The 22,243-nt window shown below is 64.8% G+C and carries 23 protein-coding genes and 1 pseudogene; 13 read left to right on the top strand and 11 right to left on the bottom strand.

What is annotated here, in order from left to right; all coding sequences use genetic code 11:
• Positions 1-11: 11 nt before the first annotated feature.
• Positions 12-1,265, bottom strand: coding sequence for an MgtC/SapB family protein (locus ACEOAB_RS23100; protein ID WP_495653140.1), 1,254 nt, complete (start codon positions 1,263-1,265; stop codon positions 12-14).
• A 74-nt stretch (positions 1,266-1,339) separates the two neighbouring features.
• On the opposite strand from ACEOAB_RS23100, the gene ACEOAB_RS23095 reads away from it, so the two are divergent.
• From ACEOAB_RS23095 to ACEOAB_RS23080, 4 genes are all read left to right on the top strand, one after another.
• Complete coding sequence (locus ACEOAB_RS23095; protein ID WP_321165000.1) at positions 1,340-1,996, top strand: NAD(P)H-dependent oxidoreductase; 657 nt, start codon at positions 1,340-1,342, stop codon at positions 1,994-1,996.
• A gap of 79 nt (positions 1,997-2,075) precedes the next feature.
• Entirely contained in the window at positions 2,076-3,113 is a 1,038-nt protein-coding gene (locus ACEOAB_RS23090; protein ID WP_413750724.1) for a zinc-dependent alcohol dehydrogenase family protein, read from the top strand.
• Between the two features lie 19 nt (positions 3,114-3,132).
• The gene (locus ACEOAB_RS23085) at positions 3,133-3,975 is read left to right on the top strand and encodes a universal stress protein (protein ID WP_413750725.1); all 843 of its coding nucleotides are present in this window, start codon (positions 3,133-3,135) and stop codon (positions 3,973-3,975) included.
• Positions 3,976-4,039: 64 nt separating this feature from the next.
• Positions 4,040-5,575: a bifunctional aminoglycoside phosphotransferase/ATP-binding protein gene (locus ACEOAB_RS23080; RefSeq protein WP_413750726.1), complete on the top strand. Its 1,536-nt coding sequence runs from the start codon at positions 4,040-4,042 to the stop codon at positions 5,573-5,575.
• 4 nt (positions 5,576-5,579) lie between these two features.
• Here the strand turns inward: ACEOAB_RS23080 and ACEOAB_RS23075 are convergent, their stop codons facing one another.
• The gene (locus tag ACEOAB_RS23075; RefSeq protein WP_056589137.1) at positions 5,580-6,086 is read right to left on the bottom strand and encodes a universal stress protein; all 507 of its coding nucleotides are present in this window, start codon (positions 6,084-6,086) and stop codon (positions 5,580-5,582) included.
• A 166-nt stretch (positions 6,087-6,252) separates the two neighbouring features.
• Here ACEOAB_RS23075 and ACEOAB_RS23070 point away from each other — a divergent pair, with 166 nt between their 5' ends.
• Entirely contained in the window at positions 6,253-6,837 is a 585-nt protein-coding gene (locus tag ACEOAB_RS23070; RefSeq protein WP_413750727.1) for a hemerythrin domain-containing protein, read from the top strand.
• Between the two features lie 80 nt (positions 6,838-6,917).
• On the opposite strand, the gene ACEOAB_RS23065 is transcribed toward ACEOAB_RS23070, so the two are convergent.
• From ACEOAB_RS23065 to ACEOAB_RS23055, 3 genes are read right to left on the bottom strand one after another with little or no spacing between them, the layout of a single operon-like run.
• On the bottom strand, positions 6,918-7,292 hold the full coding sequence (locus ACEOAB_RS23065; RefSeq protein ID WP_056589133.1) for a TraR/DksA family transcriptional regulator: 375 nt from the start codon (positions 7,290-7,292) through the stop codon (positions 6,918-6,920).
• Between the two features lie 49 nt (positions 7,293-7,341).
• Positions 7,342-8,775, bottom strand: a complete 1,434-nt coding sequence (locus tag ACEOAB_RS23060; protein WP_413748062.1) for a trypsin-like peptidase domain-containing protein — start codon at positions 8,773-8,775, stop codon at positions 7,342-7,344.
• A gap of 49 nt (positions 8,776-8,824) precedes the next feature.
• Positions 8,825-9,352 carry a flavodoxin family protein gene (locus tag ACEOAB_RS23055; RefSeq protein WP_056589130.1) on the bottom strand — a complete coding sequence of 176 codons (528 nt, stop codon included), beginning with the start codon at positions 9,350-9,352 and terminating at the stop codon, positions 8,825-8,827.
• A 195-nt stretch (positions 9,353-9,547) separates the two neighbouring features.
• On the opposite strand from ACEOAB_RS23055, the gene ACEOAB_RS23050 reads away from it, so the two are divergent.
• From ACEOAB_RS23050 to ACEOAB_RS23015, 8 genes and pseudogenes are all read left to right on the top strand, one after another.
• Positions 9,548-9,970, top strand: coding sequence for a universal stress protein (locus tag ACEOAB_RS23050; protein ID WP_056589202.1), 423 nt, complete (start codon positions 9,548-9,550; stop codon positions 9,968-9,970).
• On the top strand, positions 9,971-11,413 hold the full coding sequence (locus ACEOAB_RS23045; protein WP_056589126.1) for a trypsin-like peptidase domain-containing protein: 1,443 nt from the start codon (positions 9,971-9,973) through the stop codon (positions 11,411-11,413).
• Between the two features lie 10 nt (positions 11,414-11,423).
• Positions 11,424-11,957: an NUDIX hydrolase gene (locus ACEOAB_RS23040; RefSeq protein ID WP_413748063.1), complete on the top strand. Its 534-nt coding sequence runs from the start codon at positions 11,424-11,426 to the stop codon at positions 11,955-11,957.
• Positions 11,958-11,997: 40 nt separating this feature from the next.
• Positions 11,998-12,153, top strand: coding sequence for a hypothetical protein (locus ACEOAB_RS23035; RefSeq protein ID WP_413748064.1), 156 nt, complete (start codon positions 11,998-12,000; stop codon positions 12,151-12,153).
• Positions 12,150-12,455, top strand: a complete 306-nt coding sequence (locus ACEOAB_RS23030; RefSeq protein ID WP_056589120.1) for a high-potential iron-sulfur protein — start codon at positions 12,150-12,152, stop codon at positions 12,453-12,455. The genes ACEOAB_RS23035 and ACEOAB_RS23030 overlap by 4 nt, the downstream gene beginning before the upstream one ends.
• A gap of 152 nt (positions 12,456-12,607) precedes the next feature.
• Positions 12,608-12,964, top strand: a pseudogene (locus ACEOAB_RS23025) (hypothetical protein); the annotation flags it as partial.
• A 67-nt stretch (positions 12,965-13,031) separates the two neighbouring features.
• Complete coding sequence (locus tag ACEOAB_RS23020) at positions 13,032-13,646, top strand: serine hydrolase domain-containing protein (protein WP_495653139.1); 615 nt, start codon at positions 13,032-13,034, stop codon at positions 13,644-13,646.
• On the top strand, positions 13,595-14,179 hold the full coding sequence (locus ACEOAB_RS23015) for a serine hydrolase (protein ID WP_495653138.1): 585 nt from the start codon (positions 13,595-13,597) through the stop codon (positions 14,177-14,179). The genes ACEOAB_RS23020 and ACEOAB_RS23015 overlap by 52 nt, the downstream gene beginning before the upstream one ends.
• A gap of 683 nt (positions 14,180-14,862) precedes the next feature.
• Here the strand turns inward: ACEOAB_RS23015 and ACEOAB_RS23010 are convergent.
• From ACEOAB_RS23010 to ACEOAB_RS22985, 6 genes are all read right to left on the bottom strand, one after another.
• A complete protein-coding gene (locus ACEOAB_RS23010) occupies positions 14,863-16,464 on the bottom strand; it encodes an N-acyl-D-amino-acid deacylase family protein (protein ID WP_413748067.1) in 1,602 nt (533 codons plus the stop codon).
• An 11-nt stretch (positions 16,465-16,475) separates the two neighbouring features.
• Positions 16,476-17,447, bottom strand: coding sequence for a tripartite tricarboxylate transporter substrate binding protein (locus tag ACEOAB_RS23005; protein WP_056589112.1), 972 nt, complete (start codon positions 17,445-17,447; stop codon positions 16,476-16,478).
• Between the two features lie 201 nt (positions 17,448-17,648).
• The gene (locus ACEOAB_RS23000) at positions 17,649-18,095 is read right to left on the bottom strand and encodes a nuclear transport factor 2 family protein (protein WP_056589107.1); all 447 of its coding nucleotides are present in this window, start codon (positions 18,093-18,095) and stop codon (positions 17,649-17,651) included.
• Positions 18,096-18,140: 45 nt separating this feature from the next.
• Entirely contained in the window at positions 18,141-19,754 is a 1,614-nt protein-coding gene (gene ggt, locus ACEOAB_RS22995) for a gamma-glutamyltransferase (RefSeq protein WP_056589104.1), read from the bottom strand.
• Between the two features lie 78 nt (positions 19,755-19,832).
• Positions 19,833-20,528 carry a pyridoxamine 5'-phosphate oxidase family protein gene (locus tag ACEOAB_RS22990; RefSeq protein ID WP_082571980.1) on the bottom strand — a complete coding sequence of 232 codons (696 nt, stop codon included), beginning with the start codon at positions 20,526-20,528 and terminating at the stop codon, positions 19,833-19,835.
• Positions 20,529-20,712: 184 nt separating this feature from the next.
• On the bottom strand, positions 20,713-22,140 hold the full coding sequence (locus tag ACEOAB_RS22985) for an amidase (RefSeq protein WP_413748068.1): 1,428 nt from the start codon (positions 22,138-22,140) through the stop codon (positions 20,713-20,715).
• Positions 22,141-22,243 lie beyond the last annotated feature (103 nt).

Below are 22,243 nucleotides of genomic sequence, written 5' to 3'. Positions count from 1 at the left end.
CATGAAGCTTCTCACCCCCCGAGCCAGGCCGCTACGCAAGCGCAGGCCAGGCTCGCCGCCAGCGCGGCCGCCACGCGCAGCGCATAAGCCCTGCCGCCGGCAGCCAGCGCCACTGCGCAGCGTGTGAGCGTGTTGGCTCCGACCGCCACGAGCACGCCGCGGACGAACTGATCCGCGGACAAGGCGCCGGCCGCATGCAACGAGGCGAGCGAGGCCACGGGCGCGTGCGCGTCGACCAGCGCCGCGAGTGCGATGCCGACCTGCAGACCGGTGTCGCCGAAGTGTCGCTGCGCCGTGCCGACCAGGAGCGCAACGAGCGCCAGCGCCAGAGCGACGGCCAGTGCTTCGCGAGGGCGCAGCGCGCTGCGCGTGCTGGCGGGCGGCTCGATCGCCGCGGATGGTCGGGAAAACAGAAGCGGCAACAGGCCCGCGGCCGCAGCGCCTGCCGCGCCGGCAAGTGCCATCGGCAACAGCGCGAGCCCGGCCTGCGGCGACAACGCGGCGGTCATCGCCAGGGCCAGCACCCACGTGGCCACCGCCGACAAGGCCGCGGCGCCGGCCAGCAGGCCGGTGTGCAGCGGCTGATCGCGCGCACGGTTGCCGAACGAGGCCACGGTGGCCGTGCTCGACACGAACCCTGACGCAAAGCCCGCGCCCAGCAGGCCGCCGCGCACGCCAAGCCATCGCACCGCGGCCTGTCCCGCGGCCTGTATCGCCATGATCAGCAGCACCATGGAAGCCAGCGGCCGCGGATTGATGCCGCCGAGCATCTCGATGGGCCGGGAGGGGATGAGCGGTAGCGCGATGAGGGCGAGCGCTGCCAGCAGAACGCCGTCGTGGAGCTCCTGCTCGCCGAGCAGTTCCGTCGCAAACCGGTGAAGCCTGCGGCGCGCCGCCAGCAACAGCGCCAAGCCGGTTCCACAGGCCGCACCCAGCGAGGGCTCGATGACGCACAGCACGCCGATCAGGTACGTGGCGAACAGGGCGATCTCGGTGGTCATGCCCGGGTCTTGCGAGCGGCTCTTCCAGTGCGACACGGCTGCCAGGATGGCGACGAGCGCTCCCCCGATCGGAACGAGCGTCAGGACGGGCAGGATCTGCGCGATGGCCCCAGCCAGCGCCACGATGGCGAAGGTGCGCAATCCCGCGGCCGCGCGCCGGTCGCCGTCACCCTTGCGGCGCTCGCGCTCGACGCCGACGATGAGGCCGATGCCCAACGCCACGGCGAGCCCGACGATCGCAGTCGATGGGCTGGTGGTGTTCATGCCTTCAGTGTCGCCCCGGGCGGCGTCGCGTCAAGACTCCGCAGCCGCCGGGCCCTGCACGAGATCACGCGGGCTTGATCTTCCGCAAGCCGGGAACACCGGGTGGTGCCGAGGATGGTTCCGTCTCCGTTCCGCCGAACACCATGTCCAGAAAAATCCTCTTGCTGCAAGGCCACCCCGATGCGTCAGCCGTGCATTTCGGCCACTCGCTCGCCGAGGCCTACGCGCGAGCCGCGCGGGCCGCCGGCCATGAAGTCCGGATCATCCGGGTCGCGGACCTGGAATTTCCACTGCTGCGCAGCAAGGCGGCGTGGGACACCGAGGCCATGCCACCGATGTTGCAGCCAGCGCAGGATGCGATTCTGCGGGCCGAGCACATCGTGCTGTTCTTTCCCTTGTGGCTCGGCGGGATGCCGGCCATCACCAGGGGTTTTCTCGAGCAGGTGCTTCGCCCGGGGTTTGCGCTCGCACGTTCATCGGAAGGCAGCATGAGTGCGAAGCTGCTCAAGGGGCGTTCGGCGCGCATCGTCGTGACGATGGGAATGCCGGCGCTGGTCTATCGCTGGTATTTCCGCGCCCACAGTCTCAAGGCGCTGGAGCGGAACATCCTCGGTTTCGTGGGCATTTCGCCAGTCAACGAAACACTGGTCGGCCTGGTCGAGGGCATGGACGACGCCCAGCGCGGGCATTGGCTGCGCCACTTCGCGGTCCTGGGGCGCGAGGGCAGGTAGAGGCCGTCCTGCACAGCGATGCGGGGATTCCTTGCGCTATCTCAAATGGCGAACGGGCGCACGCGCATAACGTGGCGGCATGAAAGCACTCGTCTACCAAGGCCCCGGCCTCAAGTCGCTCGAAGACCGTCCCAAACCGGAAATCCAGGCCCCGGGCGATGCGATCGTGCGGATTCTCAAGACGACCATTTGCGGCACCGACCTGCACATCCTCAAGGGCGATGTGCCGACCTGTACGCCGGGCCGCATCCTCGGGCACGAGGGTGTGGGCGTGGTCGAGGCCGTCGGCGCGGGCGTGACGGCCTTTCGGCCAGGCGACCATGTGCTGATCTCGTGCATCTCCTCGTGCGGCAAGTGCGAGAACTGCCGCCGCGGCATGTATTCGCACTGCGTCACCGGCGGCTGGATCCTGGGCAATACCATCGACGGCACGCAGGCCGAATACGTGCGCATCCCGCATGCGGACACCAGCCTGTACCCTGTGCCGCCCGGAGTGGACGAGGAGGCGCTGGTGATGCTCAGCGACATCCTGCCGACCGGTTTCGAGTGCGGCGTGCTCAACGGCAAGGTCGCGCCCGGCAGCACGGTGGCCATCGTGGGAGCAGGACCGATCGGCCTGGCTACGCTGCTGACGGCCCAGTTCTATTCGCCGTCGCAGATCATCCTGATCGATCTTGACGACGGCCGGCTCGAGGTTGCGCGCCGCTTCGGCGCGACGCACACGATCAACAGCACCGACGGGAAGGCAGCCGAGGCGGTGCTCGCGCTGACCGCCGGGCGCGGCGTGGACGTGTCGATCGAGGCAGTCGGCATACCCGCCACCTTCGTGCTGTGCCAGGACATCGTGGCGCCTGGCGGCACCATCGCGAACATCGGCGTTCACGGGCATCCGGCCGATCTGCATTTGGAGCGGCTGTGGTCGCAGAACATCGCGATCACCACGCGGCTGGTCGACACCGTGTCGACGCCGATGCTGCTGAAGACGGTGCAGTCCCGCAAGGTAGACCCGGCCCGGCTGATCACGCACAGGTTCCGGCTCGACCAGGTTCTCGATGCCTACGACACCTTCGGACGCGCTGCCGAGACGCGCGCTCTCAAGGTGATCATCGAAGCGTAGGAGCCTTGCGGAGGCATTCATGAATTTCAAGACCATCCTCGTCCACCTGGACCACTCGAACCGAAGTCCTGCGCGCGCCGCCATGGCCTCCCGGTGGGCCCGGGCGCACGAGAGCCACTTGATCGGGCTCGTGCCCACGGGCTTGTACGACGGCGTGATTCCCGCCGACGCCATCGCCACCGGCATGGCCGACTACATCGCCGAGTCGGCCGACTATCTGCGGCGGCGGGCCGAAGCCATCGCACGGGAGTTCAGGGAAGGCATTGCCGGGGCGGGTCCCTTGTCGTACGAGGTGCGGTTGGTCGATGGCGTCACGATGGATGCAGTGGTGCGGTACGGGCATGCGAGCGATCTGTTGGTGCTCGGACAGAGCGATGACTCGAACGGAAAGGACACCACGGGACGGGGGCTCGCCGAGCAGGTGTTGATGGAAGTGGGGCGGCCGGTGCTGCTCGTTCCTTCGGCCGGCATCTTCCCTGATGTACCGAAGAACATCGTCGCGGCCTGGGACGGTTCGCGCGAAGCCGCCATGGCCCTCCGGGCGGCATTGCCCGCGTTGCGCGGTGCACGACGCGTCACGCTGGTGTCGCTGCGCCATCCGCGCGACGAGGACAACGCGCAGCGGTTGCTGGTGTCGGACATGATCCAGTACCTGCTGCGTCACGGCGTGCGGGCGTGTGCCGAGTCCGAGGTGACCGAGATCGACATCGCGGACGCGCTGCTGTCGCGGGTCTCGGACCTGGGCGCAGACTTGCTGGTAATGGGCGGCTACAGCCATTCGCGCCTGCGCGAGCGCATTCTGGGCGGCGTGACGCGGCAGATCCTTGCGCAGATGACAGTGCCGGTCCTGATGGCGCACTGATATACCCGGGCGTCATGGCGCCTTCTCGTAATTTCTTAAGGCCATTGAATCGAAAAGACGCCATATGGACACCACGCTGGTCTGCGCACTGCGAGAAGCACTCCAGCGGGAGACCGGGCAGCCGGTGGCGCTGGTCGAGACGCACATTTCCTGGGTGCTGCTGACGCAGACGATGGCCTTCAAGCTCAAGAAACCGGTGCACCTGCCGTTCGTGGATTTCAGCAGCGTCGAGGCCCGCAGGCATTTCTGCCAGGAAGAACTGCGGCTGAACCGGCGCTTTGCACCGGCGCTCTATCTGGACGTGGCGCCGGTCTGCGGCACGAGCGATTCGCCGCGCATCGGCGGCGCCGGAGTGCCGATCGACCACGTGGTCCGGATGCGGCGATTTCCGGAGTCGTCGCTGCTGCGTGATTTGCTGCCGGCGGGGCGGTTGGAGTACGGACTGCTCGACGGCTTCGCCCAGCGGTTGGCGGCCCTGCATGGAGCCGCGGAACGGGCGACGCCGACGTCCGGCTTCGGCAGCCCCGACCTGATCGCCCGCGCCGCGACGGACGTGCTGGCCACCTTGCAGTCGCAAGGGCAGGGCGACGAAGCTCACCTTGCCGCGCTGGGCACGTGGGTTCAAGAGCAAAACCAGGCGCTGCGCATGGCCTGGATCGCCCGCCAGCAGAGTGGGGCCGTACGCGAATGCCATGGAGACCTACACGCGGCCAACGTGGCCCTGGTCGACGGCGCACTCACGCCTTTCGACTGCATCGAGTTCGACCCGGCACTGCGCTGGATCGACATCATGAACGACGTCGCGTTCCTCTCCATGGACCTGAAGGCCCACGGTCGCGGCGATCTCGCGTTCCGCTTCCTGGATGCCTGGCTGCAGCACAGCGGCGACTATCCGGGACTGCAGGTACTGCGCTTCTACGAGGTCTATCGGGCGCTGGTGCGGGCCGTGGCCTCGGGACTGGGGCCAGGGCGAGCGGACGGAGACACACGGCCCGACTACATGGCGTGCGCGATGCGGCTGGCGGCGCAGCCTGAAGGAGGAGCCCGCCTGATGATCACGCATGGCTTCTCGGGCTCGGGGAAATCCAGCATCGCCTCGCAACTGCTGTGTGCCGCGGGAGCCATTCGCCTGCGTTCGGACGTGGAGCGCAAGCGCCTGTACGGGCTCGATCCGCTGGCGCGCTCGGCTGCCCTTGGCGTCGACATCTACGGCGCGGAGGCGACCCGCCGAACCTTCGACAGGCTGCGCGCCTGCGCCCGCGACGCGCTGCTGGCGGGGTACCCGGTGATCGTGGATGCGGCCTTCCTGCGCGTCGCCGGGCGACGCAGCTTCGAGGCCCTGGCGACGGAGCTGCGCGTGCCTTTCGCGATCCTGGATTGCAGCGCCTCGCCGGCCACGCTGCGCCGCCGCGTGGTCGCTCGCGATGCGGCTCGCGCGGACGCCTCGGAAGCGAGGCTCGAAGTGCTGGAGCGCCAACTGGAAGGGCACGACCCACTGGAAGCCGACGAACGTGCTGCGGCGATCGAGGTGTCCACGGAAGAGGGTGTGGACATTGAACTGGTCGAGGCGCGCTGGTGCGCCTCGACCGTGTTGCGCTGAATCCTCACTGACTGGCGAGTACCCCGCTCGGCAGCGTGAAGCGCTCGTGTTCAGTCTTGGCGCTCTCGGGTGCACGAACAAGCAGCACCGGTACGGGCGACATGCGCAGGATGTGCTCGGCGCTGCTGCCCATGACCCAGCGGCCGACCCCCCGTCGGCCATGGGTGCCGATGACGATCAGCTCGGCCTTCGAAGCCTGTGCTTCGGCGATGATCTGGTCGTACACGGTGCCCTTGAAGCTGTCGAGCAGCGCGACGTCCGCCTCGACGCCTTCCCCGGCCGCCTTGGCCCGTGCGTCATCGAGAAGCTTCGCAGCGTTGCCGCGCAGCTCTTGGAGCCAATTGCCGGCATAGCCCGCGTAGGCATCCATGGCCAGCGCGAACGACAGCTCGTCGATGACGTGCGCCACGCGCAGGCGACCACCCGTGAGCTTTGCGAGCTGGATGGCTTCGGCCAGGCCACGGGCGGACGTGGAACTGCCGTCGATGGGAACAAGAATTCGCTGGTACATGGCACGACTCCGGTTTGTTGATTGGATCGCTCCAGTATCCGGACGGGCTCCGCGGCACGGCTTGATATCGATCAAACGCGAAGTCCGTGGCCGAACGGGGTTTGATCTGGAACAAGCCCGCGCGCCATGAAAGCGCGACCCTCGGGACATGCACAGGAAGAAACTCATGCCCCACGCCACCGTTCGCATCATTCGCCAGGAGCACGCCGCGCTCGCCGCCATGCTTCGCTCCATCGTCATGCTGCTCGAGCAGCACCGCAAGAAAGGCACATTGCCCGACTTCGCGACGCTCCGGGCCATGCTCTTCTACGTGGACGAATTTCCCGAGAAGCGCCACCACCGCAAGGAGACCGAGCTGCTGTTTCCCAAGCTTCGCGCAAGGACGCCGATCTCGCGGGATCTGCTGGACAAGCTCGACGGCGACCATGCAAAGGGCGAACGCAGGATCCGGAACGTGGAGCACGCGCTTCTCGCGTTCGAGATGCTCGGAGAGTCGCGGCGCGAGGACTTCGAGCGCACGGTCGGCGAGTACGTCGACTTCTATCTGGACCACATGGCGCTCGAGGAGCGCGAGATCCTGCCGCTCGCCGAGCGCGTGCTGACCGAAGACGACTGGCACGACCTGGACGAGGCTTTTGCTCAGAACCGCGATCCGATGACCGGGCATGCGCCCGACCTCGAATACAACGCGCTCTTCACGCGCATCGTCAACATCGTTCCCGCGCCCATCGGGCTGGGCCCGGCCCTCTAGACCGGCTTTCCGCGCTGCTCCACAGCGCGGACCGCCAGCAGCCCAAGGATGACGATGACGAGTGACGTCGCCTTCCCATTTCAGTGCCGGTGGCTTGCTTCCAACGCTGTCTGGCACGCGGCGCACCGGATGGCGGTGGGCTGCGCGAACAGCCGCGCGCGCGGAATTTCCGCGCCGCAGTCTTCGCAGACACCGTAGCGCCCGTCCGCCAGGCGCGCGAGCGCAAGGTCGATCTCCTCGAGCCTGGTGCGATCGATCTCGATCTCAGCCAGCTTCACGTCGGTGGCGCGCTCCGCCTCGGCCTCGTCGGCATGGGTCGTCACGTCCCGATTGCCGCCCGATTCCAGGAACTGGGCCGTGGGCGCCGAGGCGCGGAGTTCGTCGAGGACCTGGCGCTTCAGCATGTCGAGCTGCCGATGAAGTGCACGGCGGTCGGCGGTGTCGAGGTGTTTCATGGCGTGTCCTTGCGATGAATGGAGCTGTAAGCGGGGCTTCGCGCCGGCGTCAGGTGCTGCCGCGGCGCGAGGCCGGAAGGCGGACCGCCACATAGGCGAGCCGGCGGTCGCGCATCATCAGCAGCGCGACCGTGTTCCCGGGCGGTACCTGCCAGAGCGCCCGCTTGAGGTCTTCGATGCGATAGAGCTTCGTCGTGTTCACGGCCACGACCACGTCGCCCGCGCGGATGCCTTCGCTGCGGGCGAGGCCGCCGGCCTCCCGTACCATCAGGCCGCTGTCGATGCGCAGTTGCAGTCGCTGCGCCGCAGAAAGTTCCCCCAGGCTCAGGCCCAGGCCGTCGTTCCATTCGGGCGTCGCGGCTGTGAAGGACGTGCCTGCGGAGGCCTGCATTGCCAGCGCCACTTGGAGGATGCGGGCCTTGCCCTGCCGCCACACCTCGAGCTGCATGCGGCTGCCGGGCGGGCGTTGCGTGATCTGTTGCGGAAGGTCGATGAAGTGCGCGATTGGCTTGCCGTCGAGGGCCAGCACCGCGTCGCCTTGCGCGAGCCCTGCAGCTTCCGCGGGACTGCCGGCCTCGACGCGGACGACCAGGCCACCAGTCTTTGCTGGCAGGCCGAAGGACTGGGCCAAGGCCTGCGTCATTTCCTGGAACTCGGCGCCCAGGTAGGACCGGCGCACCGAGCCGTGTTCCTGGAGTTCGCCGGCGATGCGCAGCGACAGGTCGATCGGCACCGCGAAGGACAGGCCCATGTAGCCGCCGCTGCCGCTGTAGATCATCGAATTGATGCCCACGACCTCGCCGCGGCTGTTGAACAGTGGGCTGCCCGAGCTGCCCGGATTGATGGCCACGTCGGTCTGGATGAAGGGGATCTCGCCCGTACCGCCCATGACACGGCCAACGGCGCTGACGACGCCCGCCGTCACGCTGCCGTGGAAGCCGAAAGGCGAGCTGATCGCAGCCACCCAGTCGCCGGGGCCGAGCGCCGACGAGTCGCCGATGACGGCCACTGGCAGGGCCGTCGCATCGATCTTCAGCAGTCCGACGTCGGTGCGCTTGTCGACGCCCATCACGCGAGCCGTGAAGCGGCGGCCGTCGTCCAACTGCACCTGCACCTCGTCAATGTTCGCGATCACGTGGGCGCTCGTGAGAATCAGGCCGTCGCTGCGAATGATCAGGCCCGAGGCGAGGTCGCGGATCTGGCTGATCCGCGTGCTCGCCGGCAGAGGCCAGGCCAGCCGGTCGGCGAAGTCGTGTTCCGGGGCGATTTCCAGTTCGATGTCCTCCGGGCTCTCGTCACGTCCGATGCGCAGCGTGCTGATGTCGACCACGGATGCACTGCGGCTCGCGACCAGGGATGAAAAGCCGGCCACGGGGGGCACTGGTGCAGACCGGGTCACCGACGCCGGCCCCGTCGCGGCGCAGGCGCAGAGAAGGAAGAGGCCCGCGATGAACGAACCGGCGAGGCGGGTGGTGCGTTGCATCGCACCCGCATGAAGGAAGAGGGCTGTCACGTCGATCCGGTCCCGGCCTTCAGATCGATTGCGGCGACAGCATGACGGGGCGCGCCACGGCTTGCGAATCTTCCGCACTCCTGACGGCGGTGCCGAAGGCCTGAAGACGCGCCGCGCAACTGCCGTCGTCCACCTCGCGCATCGTGACCGAGGAACTCAGGATGGGGGCACGCTTCAGGATGTCGCCGATTTCGGCAGCCGCGTTCGGCGCCCCCTGGCCACCCATGACCGAGAGCACGGCAACGTCAGGCAGTCGGCTGCGCTGGCGGGCGACGAAGCTGCGCATGGGACCGGCCAGCCTCAGCATCCAGATCGGCGACACCAGCACCACGGCGTCGAAGTCACCGGGCGGCGGACCGTCATAGCGGATGGCAGGCTGTCGGCGGAAGAAGGAGTCGAGCATGCAGCGCAAGCTGCCCAGGGCACCGCTGCGAGGACGCACGTCGGTGACGTTCGCGATGTGCCAGTTCTGCTGGTTGCACAGGAGTTCAGCGACCCGGCGAGAAGTGCCGGTGTAGGAATAGACGATCACAAGGATGTTGTTCATGGCTGCCTCTGCTGCGTTCATGGCAGTCAATGTAGGCAGCGTGGGGGGGCGCGGACTTGCGCCAAATCAAGAGGTGAGGGTGTTGTCGCAGCACGCTGCGAGCCGTCGGGATTCTTGATTTGGCGCAAGGGCTCGCACGAGTTGTGCAACGACCATCGAAGCACCGGGGAACATCCCGCCCTGAAGGAAATCATCATGAAAATCCTGCTTGCCGTCGACGGCAGCGACTACACGACTCGCATGCTGTCTTACCTGACCAGGCACAAGGAATGGGCGAATGCGGGCCACGCATTCACGGTGTTCCACGTCGTGCTGCCCGTGCCGCATCGCGCCGCGGCCTTCGCGGGACCGGACATCGTGCACGGCTACTACGAAGACGACGCGCGGGTGGTCATCGAGCCCGTACGCGCCCTGCTGGCCGGGAGCGGCATCGAGGCCCGCTTCGAACACCGGATCGGCCACCCCGCCGAGGAGATTGCCGCACTCGCGCAGAGGGGCGAGTTCGATCTCGTGGTCATGGGTTCGCGAGGCCATGGCGCTCTGGCGAACCTGGTGCTGGGCTCGGTTGCCACCAAGGTGCTGGCCGCGTGCACGGTGCCGGTGTTGCTGGTGCGCTGAATGAACGCCGTCACCTTCGCGCGGGGCGCGATCGTCGCCGCCTTCTTCGGCGCATTCGCGCTGGCGGGCGGAACGAATGCCTGGTCGCAGACGCGCTCTTGCCTGGAGCGAGTGCGGTCGGCGTCACAAGCCGCCGATTTCTCGGCGGCCGCAGCGCGGCAATCGCCTGCGGTGGTGAGCGTCATGGTCACGGGCCCTGGCAACGACCGGGCCGCTGCGAGTGACCTGCGGCCCGCTATGCCATGGGGGCAGGGTGTGGGACGCGGCTTCGCATCGGGATTCGTCATCGGCAGCGACGGCTACGTCCTTACCAGCGCGCACGTGGTGAGCGGCGCCCAGGCGATCCACGTCACCACGGCCGACCAGCGCCGCTTCGACGCCGAGGTGGTGGGGATCGACCGCCCGACCGATGTCGCGCTGCTCAGAGTCGCTGCGACCGGCCTGCCGGTCGTCGTTCTGGGCCGCAGCGGCGAGCTGTGCCCGGGCGAGTGGGTTGCCGCAATGGGCGCTCCGTTCGGCTTCGAACGCAGCGTGACCGCCGGCATCGTGAGCGCCAATCCCCGCTATTTACCTGGTGGAAGCGGGGTGCCGCTGATACAGACCGACGTCGCGCTGAACCCGGGCAACTCGGGTGGACCGTTGTTCGACGAACGGGGCGAGGTGGTGGGCATGAACTCGATGATCTACTCTCCCGATGGCGGGTACTTCGGCGTGTCGTTCAGCTTGCCCATCGACACGGCGATGCACATCGCGGACGAACTCCGCACCAGCGGGCGGGTGACGAGGGGCCACATCGGCGCGCGTACTCAGCCCTTGACCGCCGAGCTGGCGCCAGCCTTCGGCCTCGATGCCGCACTGGGAGCCCTGGTGGTGAGAGTCGATGCAAACAGTCCGGCCGATGAGGCGGGACTTCGCAGCGGCGACGTGGTGCTGGCCGTCGGCACAGCTGCCGTGATGAGCTATGCCGAGATCCAGAACCGCGTGGCGGCAGCCCGCAAGGGCAGCCAGATCACGCTGAAGGTCTGGCGTCACAAGGCACCGCTGACGATGTTGGTGGGCGTGGCCGAGAACCCACCGGATACCGTACCCAGGCCGGCCGCGCGTGCCGTGGCGGGAGAGACGCGGTTCGGGCTCGAACTGGTGGAGCGCAAGGGCGTACTGGGCATCAGCCTGCCAGCGCCCGGGCTCTATGTGGAGTCGGTCTCGGGATCGGCCCAACTGGCGGGATTGCGCTTTGGAGATGTACTTATCGCGGTCAACGATGTGGAAGTGGCCAGGCTGGCGGATTTCGATTCGGCGATCAGGTCCGTTCGAGAAACCGATACGGTGGCGCTGCTGGTCATGCGCGGATCGGTTCGAAACTATGTGCCGATTCTTCCTCGCAACTCGCAGCGCGCGCCGGGGACTCGGCACGCAGGCGACGCCGCCACGTTGACGCCCTGAGTCCTGCGCGATGGAAAAGTCGACCAGTTGCGGCGTTCTGGTGCTCGATGCAACTGGGCAGTTGCTGCTATGCCATGCAAGCGACAGTCGGTATTGGGACATCCCCAAGGGCGGACGCGACGCGCGGGAGCAGGGCGCCCAGACGGCCGTGCGCGAAGCGTTCGAGGAATGCGGGTTGCGGCTGTCGCCCGCGCAATTGAGGGAGATCGGACTTTTCCGTTACCGCAAGGAAAAGGATCTTTGGCTCTTTGCGGTGCTGGTGAGACATTTCGAGGCGAAATCCTGCGTGTGTTCAAGCTTCTACACGGATCGCCACGGAAGACAGCGCCCCGAGATGGAAGGGTTCCGCTGGGTTGCATTCGAGCAGCTGTCCCGGTTCTGCGCCCCAAGTCTTGTCACCGTGCTGACGCAGGCGCTCTCGCTGGCCGCCATTCATGGGCAGTTGCTCTATGAGGTCGGTCCGGTCGACGCGGTGCCGGGATCGCGCAACCTCTCCGGGATTGATCCTGCGCAAGATCGCTTGCAGCCGCTCGCTCAAGAATGACCGCAGGCCATTCCAAAAACGCCCATCACGAGGTCACCCCATGAACATCACATTGAATGCAGCCCTGCAAGTTGTCGGGTTCTGTATCGGAACGCTCCTGGCCACAGGTGTTCTCGTGTTGGCGGAGCTGAGTGAGCGCAACGCCGCGCCGGGCAGTCTGGCACTCATCTCACACACGACGAAAGATCCACGATGAAATCCAACCGCCGCATCTTCATGCTGACCATTGCCGCGACAGGGGCCGCAGCCTCCGTCACGGGAGCGTTCGCGCAGGCCCGGCTCGACGAAAAAGATCCGCAGGCCGCGGCCCTGGGGTACGTTGCCGATTCGGCGAAGGCCGATGCGAAGAAATTTCCAAAGCATGACAACGCCCAGCTCTGCAACGGCTGCGCGCTTTGGCAATCGAAGCCGGCGGACGCGCAGGGAAATTGCGCGTTGTTTGCAGGGAAACAAGTGAATGCCAAAGGCTGGTGCAGCGCTTGGGCAAAGAAGGCCTGACGACGCTGCGTGTGAACCGATCGTGAAGGGCTTGGCGGGAGAGCGATCACACGTCTGTACCTGAACGAGATTCACGCTCGTTCTCGACCTCCAGATTGCATCGGGCGAAGAGTGGGTGACCCAGTTCGCCCCGCGACTCGAAGCCGCAGACCGCCGAAGCGCTGTATCGCCGAATCCTGGCTGACGATCCTTCCTACGCCCATGCCTATCTGAACCTCGGGTTCATGCTGTGTGAATCCGGCCGTGCCGAAGCCGCTGCGACGCTGTATCAGCTTGCGAGAAGGGCAATGTCAAATTGCGTGCATAGTCTGGTCAGCGCCATTCGTGGTTTCTCAACAGTCACCACCGAGGACGGCCCGGCCTCTGTGGAACCTGGCGGGGCGGCCGGTCTGGCAGCCGCGATGTTTCGTCGCTTCCCAGCGGATGCTTCGGGCGTGTTGACGATTCTCTCGGGCGGCAACGTGGACGCGAAAGTCTTCGAACGCAGCATTGGCCGTGTGCCCCGCTGAACGAGTGTCAAATCAAGGTGATCTTTTGCCGGCTTTCAGCTGGCGTATGACCCGTTGGAAATTCGCAGTGAAATTCTTCAAGTGCAGCTCCGGCTTCGTTTCGCAGATCCTGTTCGCAGCAAGGTGCTCGGCCATGTTTGCGGCGGTGTGCGTGCTCCCCGGAGGATGCGCCACGGCAACACCCTCAACGCCTGCCGCGACAGCGGTCTTCCCCGGCGCATCCTGGGCGGCGGCACCCGAGCCTGAACCAGGCAGCGCCTGCCGCCGCGAACTTGACGCCACCCGCAGCTACCTGCGAACGCTGGATACAACCGCTCTCATGGCGGTACAGGATGGCCGTGTGCTGTTCAGTGAGGGGCCGGTCCAGAGCGTCAGCATCGTGTTCTCGGTGCGCAAGAGCGTGCTCTCGATGATGTACGGCAAGTACGTGGCCAACGGCACCATCGACCTCGATAGCACGCTGGCCGACCTGAACATCGACGACGTGGGCGGCCTGCTGCCCATCGAGCGACAGGCCAAGCTTCGCGACCTGCTCGCCGCGCGTTCGGGGGTCTACCACGCAGCTGCAAATGGCGGTGATGACGCGGCGGCAGCGCCCCCCGTGGATCACATATGCCCGGCAGCTACTTCTTGTACAACAACTGGGACTTCAACGCCGCGGGCACCGTCTTTGAACGCCTGACCGGGCGCGACATCTACCGGGCTTTCGCAGACGATCTGGCTACACCTCTGCAGCTCGAGGATCTCGACCTGGCCCGCCATGCACGCAGCGGCGACGCGCGGCGCTCGCAGCACTTGGCCTACCCCTTCTACCTGTCCACACGCGACATGGCGCGTCTGGGCTACTTGATGCTACGCCAGGGCAATTGGCGTGGCCAGCAACTCGTGCCGGCCGACTGGGTCAAACAAGTGACGAGCCAGACGACGCCCGCTGCACAGATGCACCCGCCGCACACGGCACGACGCGGCTTCGGGTACGGCTACCTGTGGTGGCTGTTTGAAGAGCCGCAAGACTCGCAGCTGAACGGCGCGTACATGGCGTGGGGCGTGCATGGCCAGTACATCCTCGTGGTGCCGAAACGCGATATGGTGATCGCGCACAAGCGCCAAGTGCCGGTCGCGGGCAATTGGAACGTCAGCTGGGTCGGGCCGGTAGCATTTCTGCGGGCAGCGCGGATGTTGGCCGCAGCACCGTGCCGCATGGAGGAGTGGTGAGTATGCTGCTCGCCTGATGTGACGAACGGCGAACGCCGCCGCCCGTTCCATCTTGACGGCAGCTAGGACTGGCGCGTTCAGCCCAAGGCTTTCATCGTCTACCGAGAGCCGCACTCCCGCTGCCTATGCAGCGACGAGGCGGGGGGAAACTTCTGTCCGTTGCCGAGCAACCCGCGCCCCGAGCCAATCACGTCCGAGCCGTCCGCCGCACGCAAATCCATTCCGGCGCATCGATCCCGGCTTGGCTTGCTGACCTCCCTTGCGTTCGTCGTGTTGATGGTCGACCAGGTCACCAAAGCCTGTGCGCTCTCCGCTCTGGAGCAAGGGGTGCGACGTGCCTGCGAAGCAGTGCAGGGTCCGTGCACGGCGCGCAGCTAGCCTCGGAGTTGCCTGCGATTTCGGTGGTGACGCCCTGGCTGATCTGGCTCTGGACGCGCGAGTCTTCCAGGAGTGCGGCGTCCGAGTGCATACCCGAACGGATTCCGAACCACTTCGTAGCCCAGACTCTCAAGCGGCCCGGACACGGAGCGTGGAATGCGATTCGAAATCAGTGCAGCAGATAGAAGCGATAGTCCGAGCCGCCAACGGACGCCCTCCTTCGACAGCCCTGCGCTGGCGGCGCGAAACGCCCCCACTCGCAGAATGAAGCTCAGCGCTTTTGCGATGACCATGGTGCGGGCTTGCTACGCCCCGCGCCGCAGGACCTTGCCGGGTCGCGCTTCAGTCATCGCGGCGTCGCGCATCACGGCCGCGCCGTTGACAAAAACGTGAGTCACACCTGTCGACCTGACGTTCGGGTTTTCCAACGTGGAGTGACAGTGGATTCGATCGAGATCGAAGACTGCTAGGTCCGCGTAATATCCAGCCCGGAGTTCTCCCCGATGCTCCAGCTGGAAACGCCGTGCTGGAGTCCAGGTCAGGCGTCCTACCGCCTCGACAATATCCAGAACGCGCTGATCTCTCACGTACTTCTGAAGGAACGACGCTGCCCACGAGAAAGCGATCGGCGAGAACCGCAGGTCTTTCAAAGCGCCCACTTCACTGACGGACACGCCATCGGAAATCACCATGCAGTCGGGCTGCCGGATCAATGTGTCAATGTCTGCTTGGCTCGATACCCGCCCGCACCACATCAAGCGAGACATCTCGGCACCTTCTTCCAGGAGGAGGTCGCAGATGCAATCCCAAGGCGTGGATTGCCGCTCGACGGCAATCTGCTGAATGGTTTTTCCCATGTAAGACGGGTTCGCTCCGCAATGGTAGAGAACCAGCCAGTCCCACCGGTGGTCGGCGAGCAACTTCCAGTTGGGAAATGCGTTCTCCTGCAAGCGCGCACGGGAAGGTCCGGGTCGCAGTAGGGACCGCAGTTCGTCGCTTGGCAGCTCAAGTGCCCAAGCCGGGAGAGACGCAACGACTTTCGTGGGCCCCCATTCATCGGGAATGACATCGAAGCCCACATCGGCGCCATCCTCGCGCGCCCAGCGCACCATCTCCAGCAGACGATCCGCCGCGCCCTGCGGCGCACCGTACTTCGGAGCTATGTGAGACAGCTGGAGTTTGGACCGGGTCGTGCGAGCGACGCCGAGCGCTTCACCGACTCCCATTTCGATCAACCAGTCGCGGTTGCGGACGTGACTGGCGTACACCACGTCGAACTCCGCCGCAATCGCACCTGCCTCCAAGAGCTCCACGGCGCTCGCGTGCATGCCTGGCGCGTACTCCAGCCCAGTGGAGATACCAATCGCGCCGTCGTCTAGAGCTTGGCGCAGATACTTCCCCATCGCTGAGAGTTCGTCCGCACCGGCTGCGGAACTAGCTGTTCCCTTAACAGCAAGGCGAACGGTACCGTGGCCAACGTATGAAGCGACGTTCAATACGGGGCGCGTGGCCTGTAGCACGTCGAGGTACTCGGCGAACGTGCTCCAGGTGATCTCTGTCGAATCTTGCACCGCGAGAAGGTGCTTCCTCAGCAAAATAGGGTCGGCGCAAGGTGCACAGCTATGACCGCAGTTGCCGGCAATCTCGGTCGTGACTCCCTGAGTGATCTGACTCTGGCCACCCGAATCCTTGAGAAATGCAGCATCCGAGTGGGTATGAATATCGATGAACCCAGGTGCAACGATCAGGCCAGAACAGTCGATCCTCTGACGCGCAGGTGTGTCAACGATGCCTTGCTGCACCCACACGATTCGTTCTCCTGCGATTGCCACCGTGCCTATGAAGGGCTCCGCTTGGCCCTCGCTGGCGACAACCTGGCCGCCGATGAGTAGGTAATCGATCACCATGCGAGTTGGCCTCAGTTGTCGATGCGAATGTTCTTCGCCTTGATCAGCCCGGACCACCGACCTTCTTCGGCCGCCATGAAGCGAGAGAACTCGTCGGCATTTTTTGGCTGGACCACCATGCCCCGGCCTCGCAGGTCTTGCAGCACCGTGGGGTCCTTCAAGACTTCTAGGATTTCCTTCGCCAGGTAATCCTTGATGGCAGAGGGCGTCTTGGCGGGCGCCGTGATGCCATACCAAAGTGAGACATCGATTCCAGGAAGGCCCTGTTCTGCAAGGGTTGGGACGTTGGGGAAGGCGTCCATCCGCTTATCTACTGTCACCCCCAGAATTTTCACCTTGCCCGATTTTTCGAACTCAACGGCACTCAGCGCCGACAGGAACATGAGATCGATCTGTCCACTGAATACTTGAGCCATCGCAGGAGCCGTTCCCGGAAAGGGAACGTGCAGGAGTTCCACGCGTGCGGTCTGCTCCATCAATGCGATAGCGGCGTGCGCAGTGCTTCCAACCCCCCAGCTTGCTGCCGACACTGAGCCGGGCTGTTGCTTTGCCGCGCGAACGAGATCCGGAACAGTGGCCGCCTTCGAGCTCGGGTTGGCAACGAGCGCAAAAGGCATGACGCCTATGAATGCCACTGGGTCGAGATCCTTCGAGGAATAGCCGGTGTTTTTGTACACCATCGGGTTCAGCACGTTAGTCTCCGGCAGCGCCAACATGAGGGTATAGCCGTCAGGCTGCGCATGAGCGACGGCCGTCGTGCCGATGATTCCGTTCGCGCCGGGCTTGTTGTCTACCACCACCTGTTGATTTATTCGCGCCGAAAGCTTCAAGGCCATCAGCCGTGCGATACCGTCCGTGTTGCCCCCTGCGCTCCAAGGTACGACCAGCCTGATTGGTCGGGATGGGAACTTGTCGGTCTGTGCGGAAGCCGGCAGAAGGATGGCCGCCAGCAGGGCGCCGAATGCGAGATTGCGGAAAGACATGGTGGGTTCCTAGGTAGTGACGTTCCAAATCTAGTTGGATCGATTTCTGCCCCGCATGCCACTTTGTCGGAAAGGGAAAGACCGGTTACGGACTTTCGGATGCACTACTTATCGCGGGCCCAAAGGTGCCGCGCGCCGCAGGACACGCAGGTCCTGGATTTTTCAAGCCGGAGGGTCAGAGGAGGGCGCGCGTGCACAAGGTCACGCAACTGCGTCATCAGGCGCCAGGTGAACACCCTCACCCTCAGTGGCAGACCACGACGAACTCGCATTGTCCCAGCGTGCAATTCGGCCATCGCGGACTTGAAGAATCTCGATGGCTCGAGTGTGCTGCAGCGTTGAGTGTTCAGGCGACTTCCAGCGCAATCGCGCGTCACAGATAACCAGGTCGCCGGCGACTGCGCGAACAGTCTTGCGAAGGTCGTAGTGGGTGTATCTCGAATACCGATCACGGATGATCGGACGCAGCTGCTCCTTGCCGGTAAGGAGGACTGCGCCGAGGTCGGCGATAACGTCATCCGTGAAGATATCTAGGATGAGATCAGGATCCAGGGTGCTGCAGGTCGCCACCACTTGATTCAGCCAATTCTGTGCGGTCTCCGCATCGAGGGCTGCACAGCCGTCTTGATAGCTCTTCCAATCGGTCATGGGAATATCTCCGGTAAATAAAGGTGGAATCAGGTCGCCTGACGATCAAGCCTCGTAAGCCACGCCGTCGCGGCCAGGGTCGGCGCCACCCTCGAGCCGTTCGCCGTTGATGCGGATCCCGTGCACAGATGCAATCGTGTACCCGAAGGGGTTCCGAACCACTTCGTAGCCCAGACTCTCAAGCGGCCGGGACACAGAGCGTGGAATGCGATTCGAAATATCGATGATGTTGCTCGTGGACGAGAAGCGTGGAGCAGATACGGCTTCTTGCATGTTCATCCCATGATCCGCAACGTTCAGGATTACCTGCAGTACTCCCATCGCGATCTGCGTTCCGCCCGGCGCGCCGAGCACAATTTCGGGCTCGTCTCCGCGGAACACAATGGTGGGACAGGCCGAAGTGAATCTTGCTTTTCCGGGTGCGATGCTGCCCGTTCTGCCTGGTCGCGGGTCGAAAACACCCATGCAGCCGTTGTACATGAAGCCAAGGCCGGGCGTCATCACACCGGATGGCATCGCGAGCGAATGCGTGATGGCGGCACAATTGCGTTCCCCATCCACCACGGACAGGTGCGTCGTGTCCTTGGGAACAGTTGCCCCCAAGTTGAGACGGGGCACGTCGGCCTTCTCGCCGGCTTTGATGGCGGCAGCAGCCTGCGCCGCGTAGGCTTTTGAGAGCAGGCGATCCAGCGGCACCTCTAGAAACGCCGGATCGCCGAGATGACGGTCTTTGTCGATGGTGGCGCGCTTCATGGCCTCACATACGATGCGGATGTATTCCGGCGTGTTGTGCCCGAACGCCTTCAGGTCGAACTGCTCCAGAATGTTGAGCATCTGGAGCAGCATCGCGCCGCCACCGGGGGGCTGGTTGGTGGTGATGCGCCGGTCCCTGTAGATTCCTACCAGCGGAGCGTTCTCGCGTGGTGCGTAAGTCGCGAGATCTTGCAAAGACAGCAGGCCACCGTGGGTAGCAAAGTCCTCCACCATACGGTGGGCGAGCTCACCGCGGTAGAAGGACGCTGCTCCATCACGCGCGATCGTTTCCAGCGTGTTCGCGTAGTCCGGGTTTCGCAGCGGTGTGCCGATGGTCTTAGGAGTGCCGTCCGGCCGGCAGAAAAGTTCCCGACCGGAGGCCGAGTAGAGGAGCCGATCTCTGTTGCTTGCTCGACCAGCGAGCGGCTCGTCGATCCAGAACGCATACATTGCCGGCCGTACCATGAACCCGTCCCGGGCCCATGCAATGGCTGGCGCGACCACTTCTCGCCACGGAAGGCGGCCATGCCGCTCGTGCAGGCGCTCCAGCCCGCTGAGCGTTCCCGGAACGGCGATGGCCTGGTAGCCGATGTCGTTCAAGCGGCCCTTGATGCTGAAGCCGAAACCGTCGCGCGTCTCACCCTCCAGCAAGTGCTCCCACATGTCTGCGCGAGCGCCAAGCGGCGCGGGAGCGTGGAAGTCCACATACTCGTGAATGCCGGCTTCTGGGCGGTGTACGACGGCCGTGCCGAAGCCGCCAATGCTGCACATCAGCGGATCCACCACGGTTTGCACAAGGGCGCAGGCGACTGCTGCGTCGACCGCGCTCCCGCCTGCCCGCAGGATTTCAACGCCCGACTCGGCCGCTTCAGGCTGCGGACAGCTCACCATTCCTTTGCTGCTCATGTCGACTCTTGTATCAAGTTGAGCCCACGGCGCCGATGGCCGCTGCCGCTTCTCCGGGCGGAGTGTGCTATCGGAGCGTCACGCGTCCGGAGTGTTATCGACCTCCTGCCGTTCCACGCTGGGCAGCTTCTCGTACTCCTCGATGTACCGCGGCACCGGGACGTCCTGCCGCCCTTGGGGATCGCGGATGGCACCCGCGAAGACCTGCTTAATCAGCAGTTCACCGGCCCAGCAATCGCGGTCCAGATCGAACTCGAAATCCGTGGGCGGACCCGACCGCATCTTTGCCACAGCCTCGGCAATGGGAATGCGCATCACCGTCGTGCTGTTCAACTCCTTGGAGTTCGGAGGCCTCACATCGGCAAAACGGCCTTTCAGGACGTGGCGCGCGTAGGCCTCGAAGGAGGCGACTTTCTCCTGTGGATCCGTCACTTCTTCTGGACGCCCGAACACCACCACGGAACGGTAGTTAACGGAGTGGTTGTAAAGTGCGCGTGCCAAAACCAGGCCATCCACATGAGTGACAAGGACGCACACCTCCCCACTCAGCGCCGCGCTGAGCATGGTGCTCTGGTTGGAGCCGTGAATGTAGATGTAGTCACCAATCCGGCCGTAGCCAGTCGGCAACACGCGGGGCGCGCCTTCGTGGACGTAGGCCACATTGCACATGAACCCTTCGTCCAGGATGGCGCGGATGGCCTCCTTGTCGTAGATCCCACGGTGCGGACGACGGGTTAACTTCGTCCGTTCTGTCACTTCATACGTCTCAGTCATCGACTTTCCTTCGGATTGCGGGGCTCTTCCCCTGGAGCGCGGGGTGCGAAAAAGTGTCTTGCTAAATATTCTTGACGGATCTAAGTGTCACTGTCGGGCCACTTCGCGGCATTGCTGCAGGCCACTTTGGGAGCGTGCATGCTGCACGGCCGCCTCAAGCCTCAATCTACTTCGCGGGTCTGACCTATGCCGGTCGCCTCGCGATGAAATCCCCGCGGATCTGCTCGTATGCCGCTCCTGCACGCAGCACCTTGGCGTCGCCGCCGTACCGTCCGATCAGCTGGATGCCCATGGGCCAACGGCCGTTCGGATGGAAGCCGGCGGGTACCACCAAGGCCGGCAAGCCGCCCAGGGTGGCATAGATTGCGACCTCCATCCAGCGGTGGTAGGTGTCCATCTCTCGTCCTGCGATCTGTCTGGGCCAGCGCTCCCCCGCGTTGAACGGCCAACACTGCGCGGAGGGCAGCACGAGCAGGTCCCACCGATCCAGCATGGTGCGCATGTGCTGGTAGTAATTCGTGCGAACCTGGCTTGCCTGACGGAAATCGGTGAAGCTCATGCCGAGCGAGCACTCGTACTCCCACTGAGCCTCCGGCTTGATCTTCTCCTTGGCACCCGGCAGTTGCATGAGCGCCCCGACACGTGGCCCCGCGCCTGCGCGGCGCCAAGTCAGCCAGCATTCCCACAGCTGCTTGGGATCGAACCCCAATGGCACCTCTTCGACCACGGCGCCCGCCGCTTCGAGGTGATGCAGCGCTTCGCGACAGGCGTCCAGCACCCCGGTTTCCATGGCGAGGTGGCCGCCAAGGTCGCCCAGCCAGCCTATGCGCATGCCCCTGAGAATCCCCGGATCGACGGCCTCGTTTTCGTTACAGCCCAAAGGCATCTGCATGGAAAGCGGCGAGCGCGGATCGAAACCGCTTTGTGTGGTCAAAAGCCGCCCCACATCGCGGATGCTACGGCCCATGGGACCCTCGTTCGAGAGCAGGTCGATCCACACGTCCGACATTCCAGCCTGGGGCACCCTTCCTTGCGACGGGCGCATACCGAAAACATGGTTCCAGCCTGCCGGGTTCCGCAGTGAACCCATTCCGTCTGACCCGTCCGCGACCGGGAGCATGCGCTGCGCCAGGGAAACGGCCGCGCCTCCGCTGCTGCCGCCGGCGCTCACTGCCGGATCCCATGCATTGCGGGTCACACCCCACAGAGTGCTGAACGTATGCGAGCCCAGTCCGAACTCAGGCGTCGTCGTCTTGCCGATCACGATGCAGCCTGCGGCCTTCATGCGTGCAGTCAGGATGGAGTCGCTCGTCGGCATATTGCGGGCCAGTAGCTCGCAACCTTTCGTGGTGGGGAAGCCAACGACGTCTGCGAAATCCTTAACGGCCACGGGGATGCCATGCAGCCAGCCCCGCACCTCGCCGCTGGCCAGTTCGACGTCGGCAGCATCGGCTTCAGCCAATAGCTTCTCGACCGGAGCCATGTTTACGATGGTGTTGAAGATGGGGTTGAGCGCATGAATGCGATCGACCGTGGCCTGCATCAGCTCGCGGCAAGAGAACGACCGGCGCCGCAGGCCATCGGCGAGTTCGGAGGCCGTCAGGTCGGTCAAGGCAGGCCTCACGGAGGCGGTTTCACTCATCATTTCTCCTTGGATCGCGGCAGGGCGCATAACAGAATCCCCCCACGTCGAGCCACTTAACGTCGTCCGTCAT

This window comes from Variovorax sp. Varisp53 (assembly GCF_059491555.1).
This window is presented reverse-complemented; position numbering and strand designations above follow the sequence as displayed.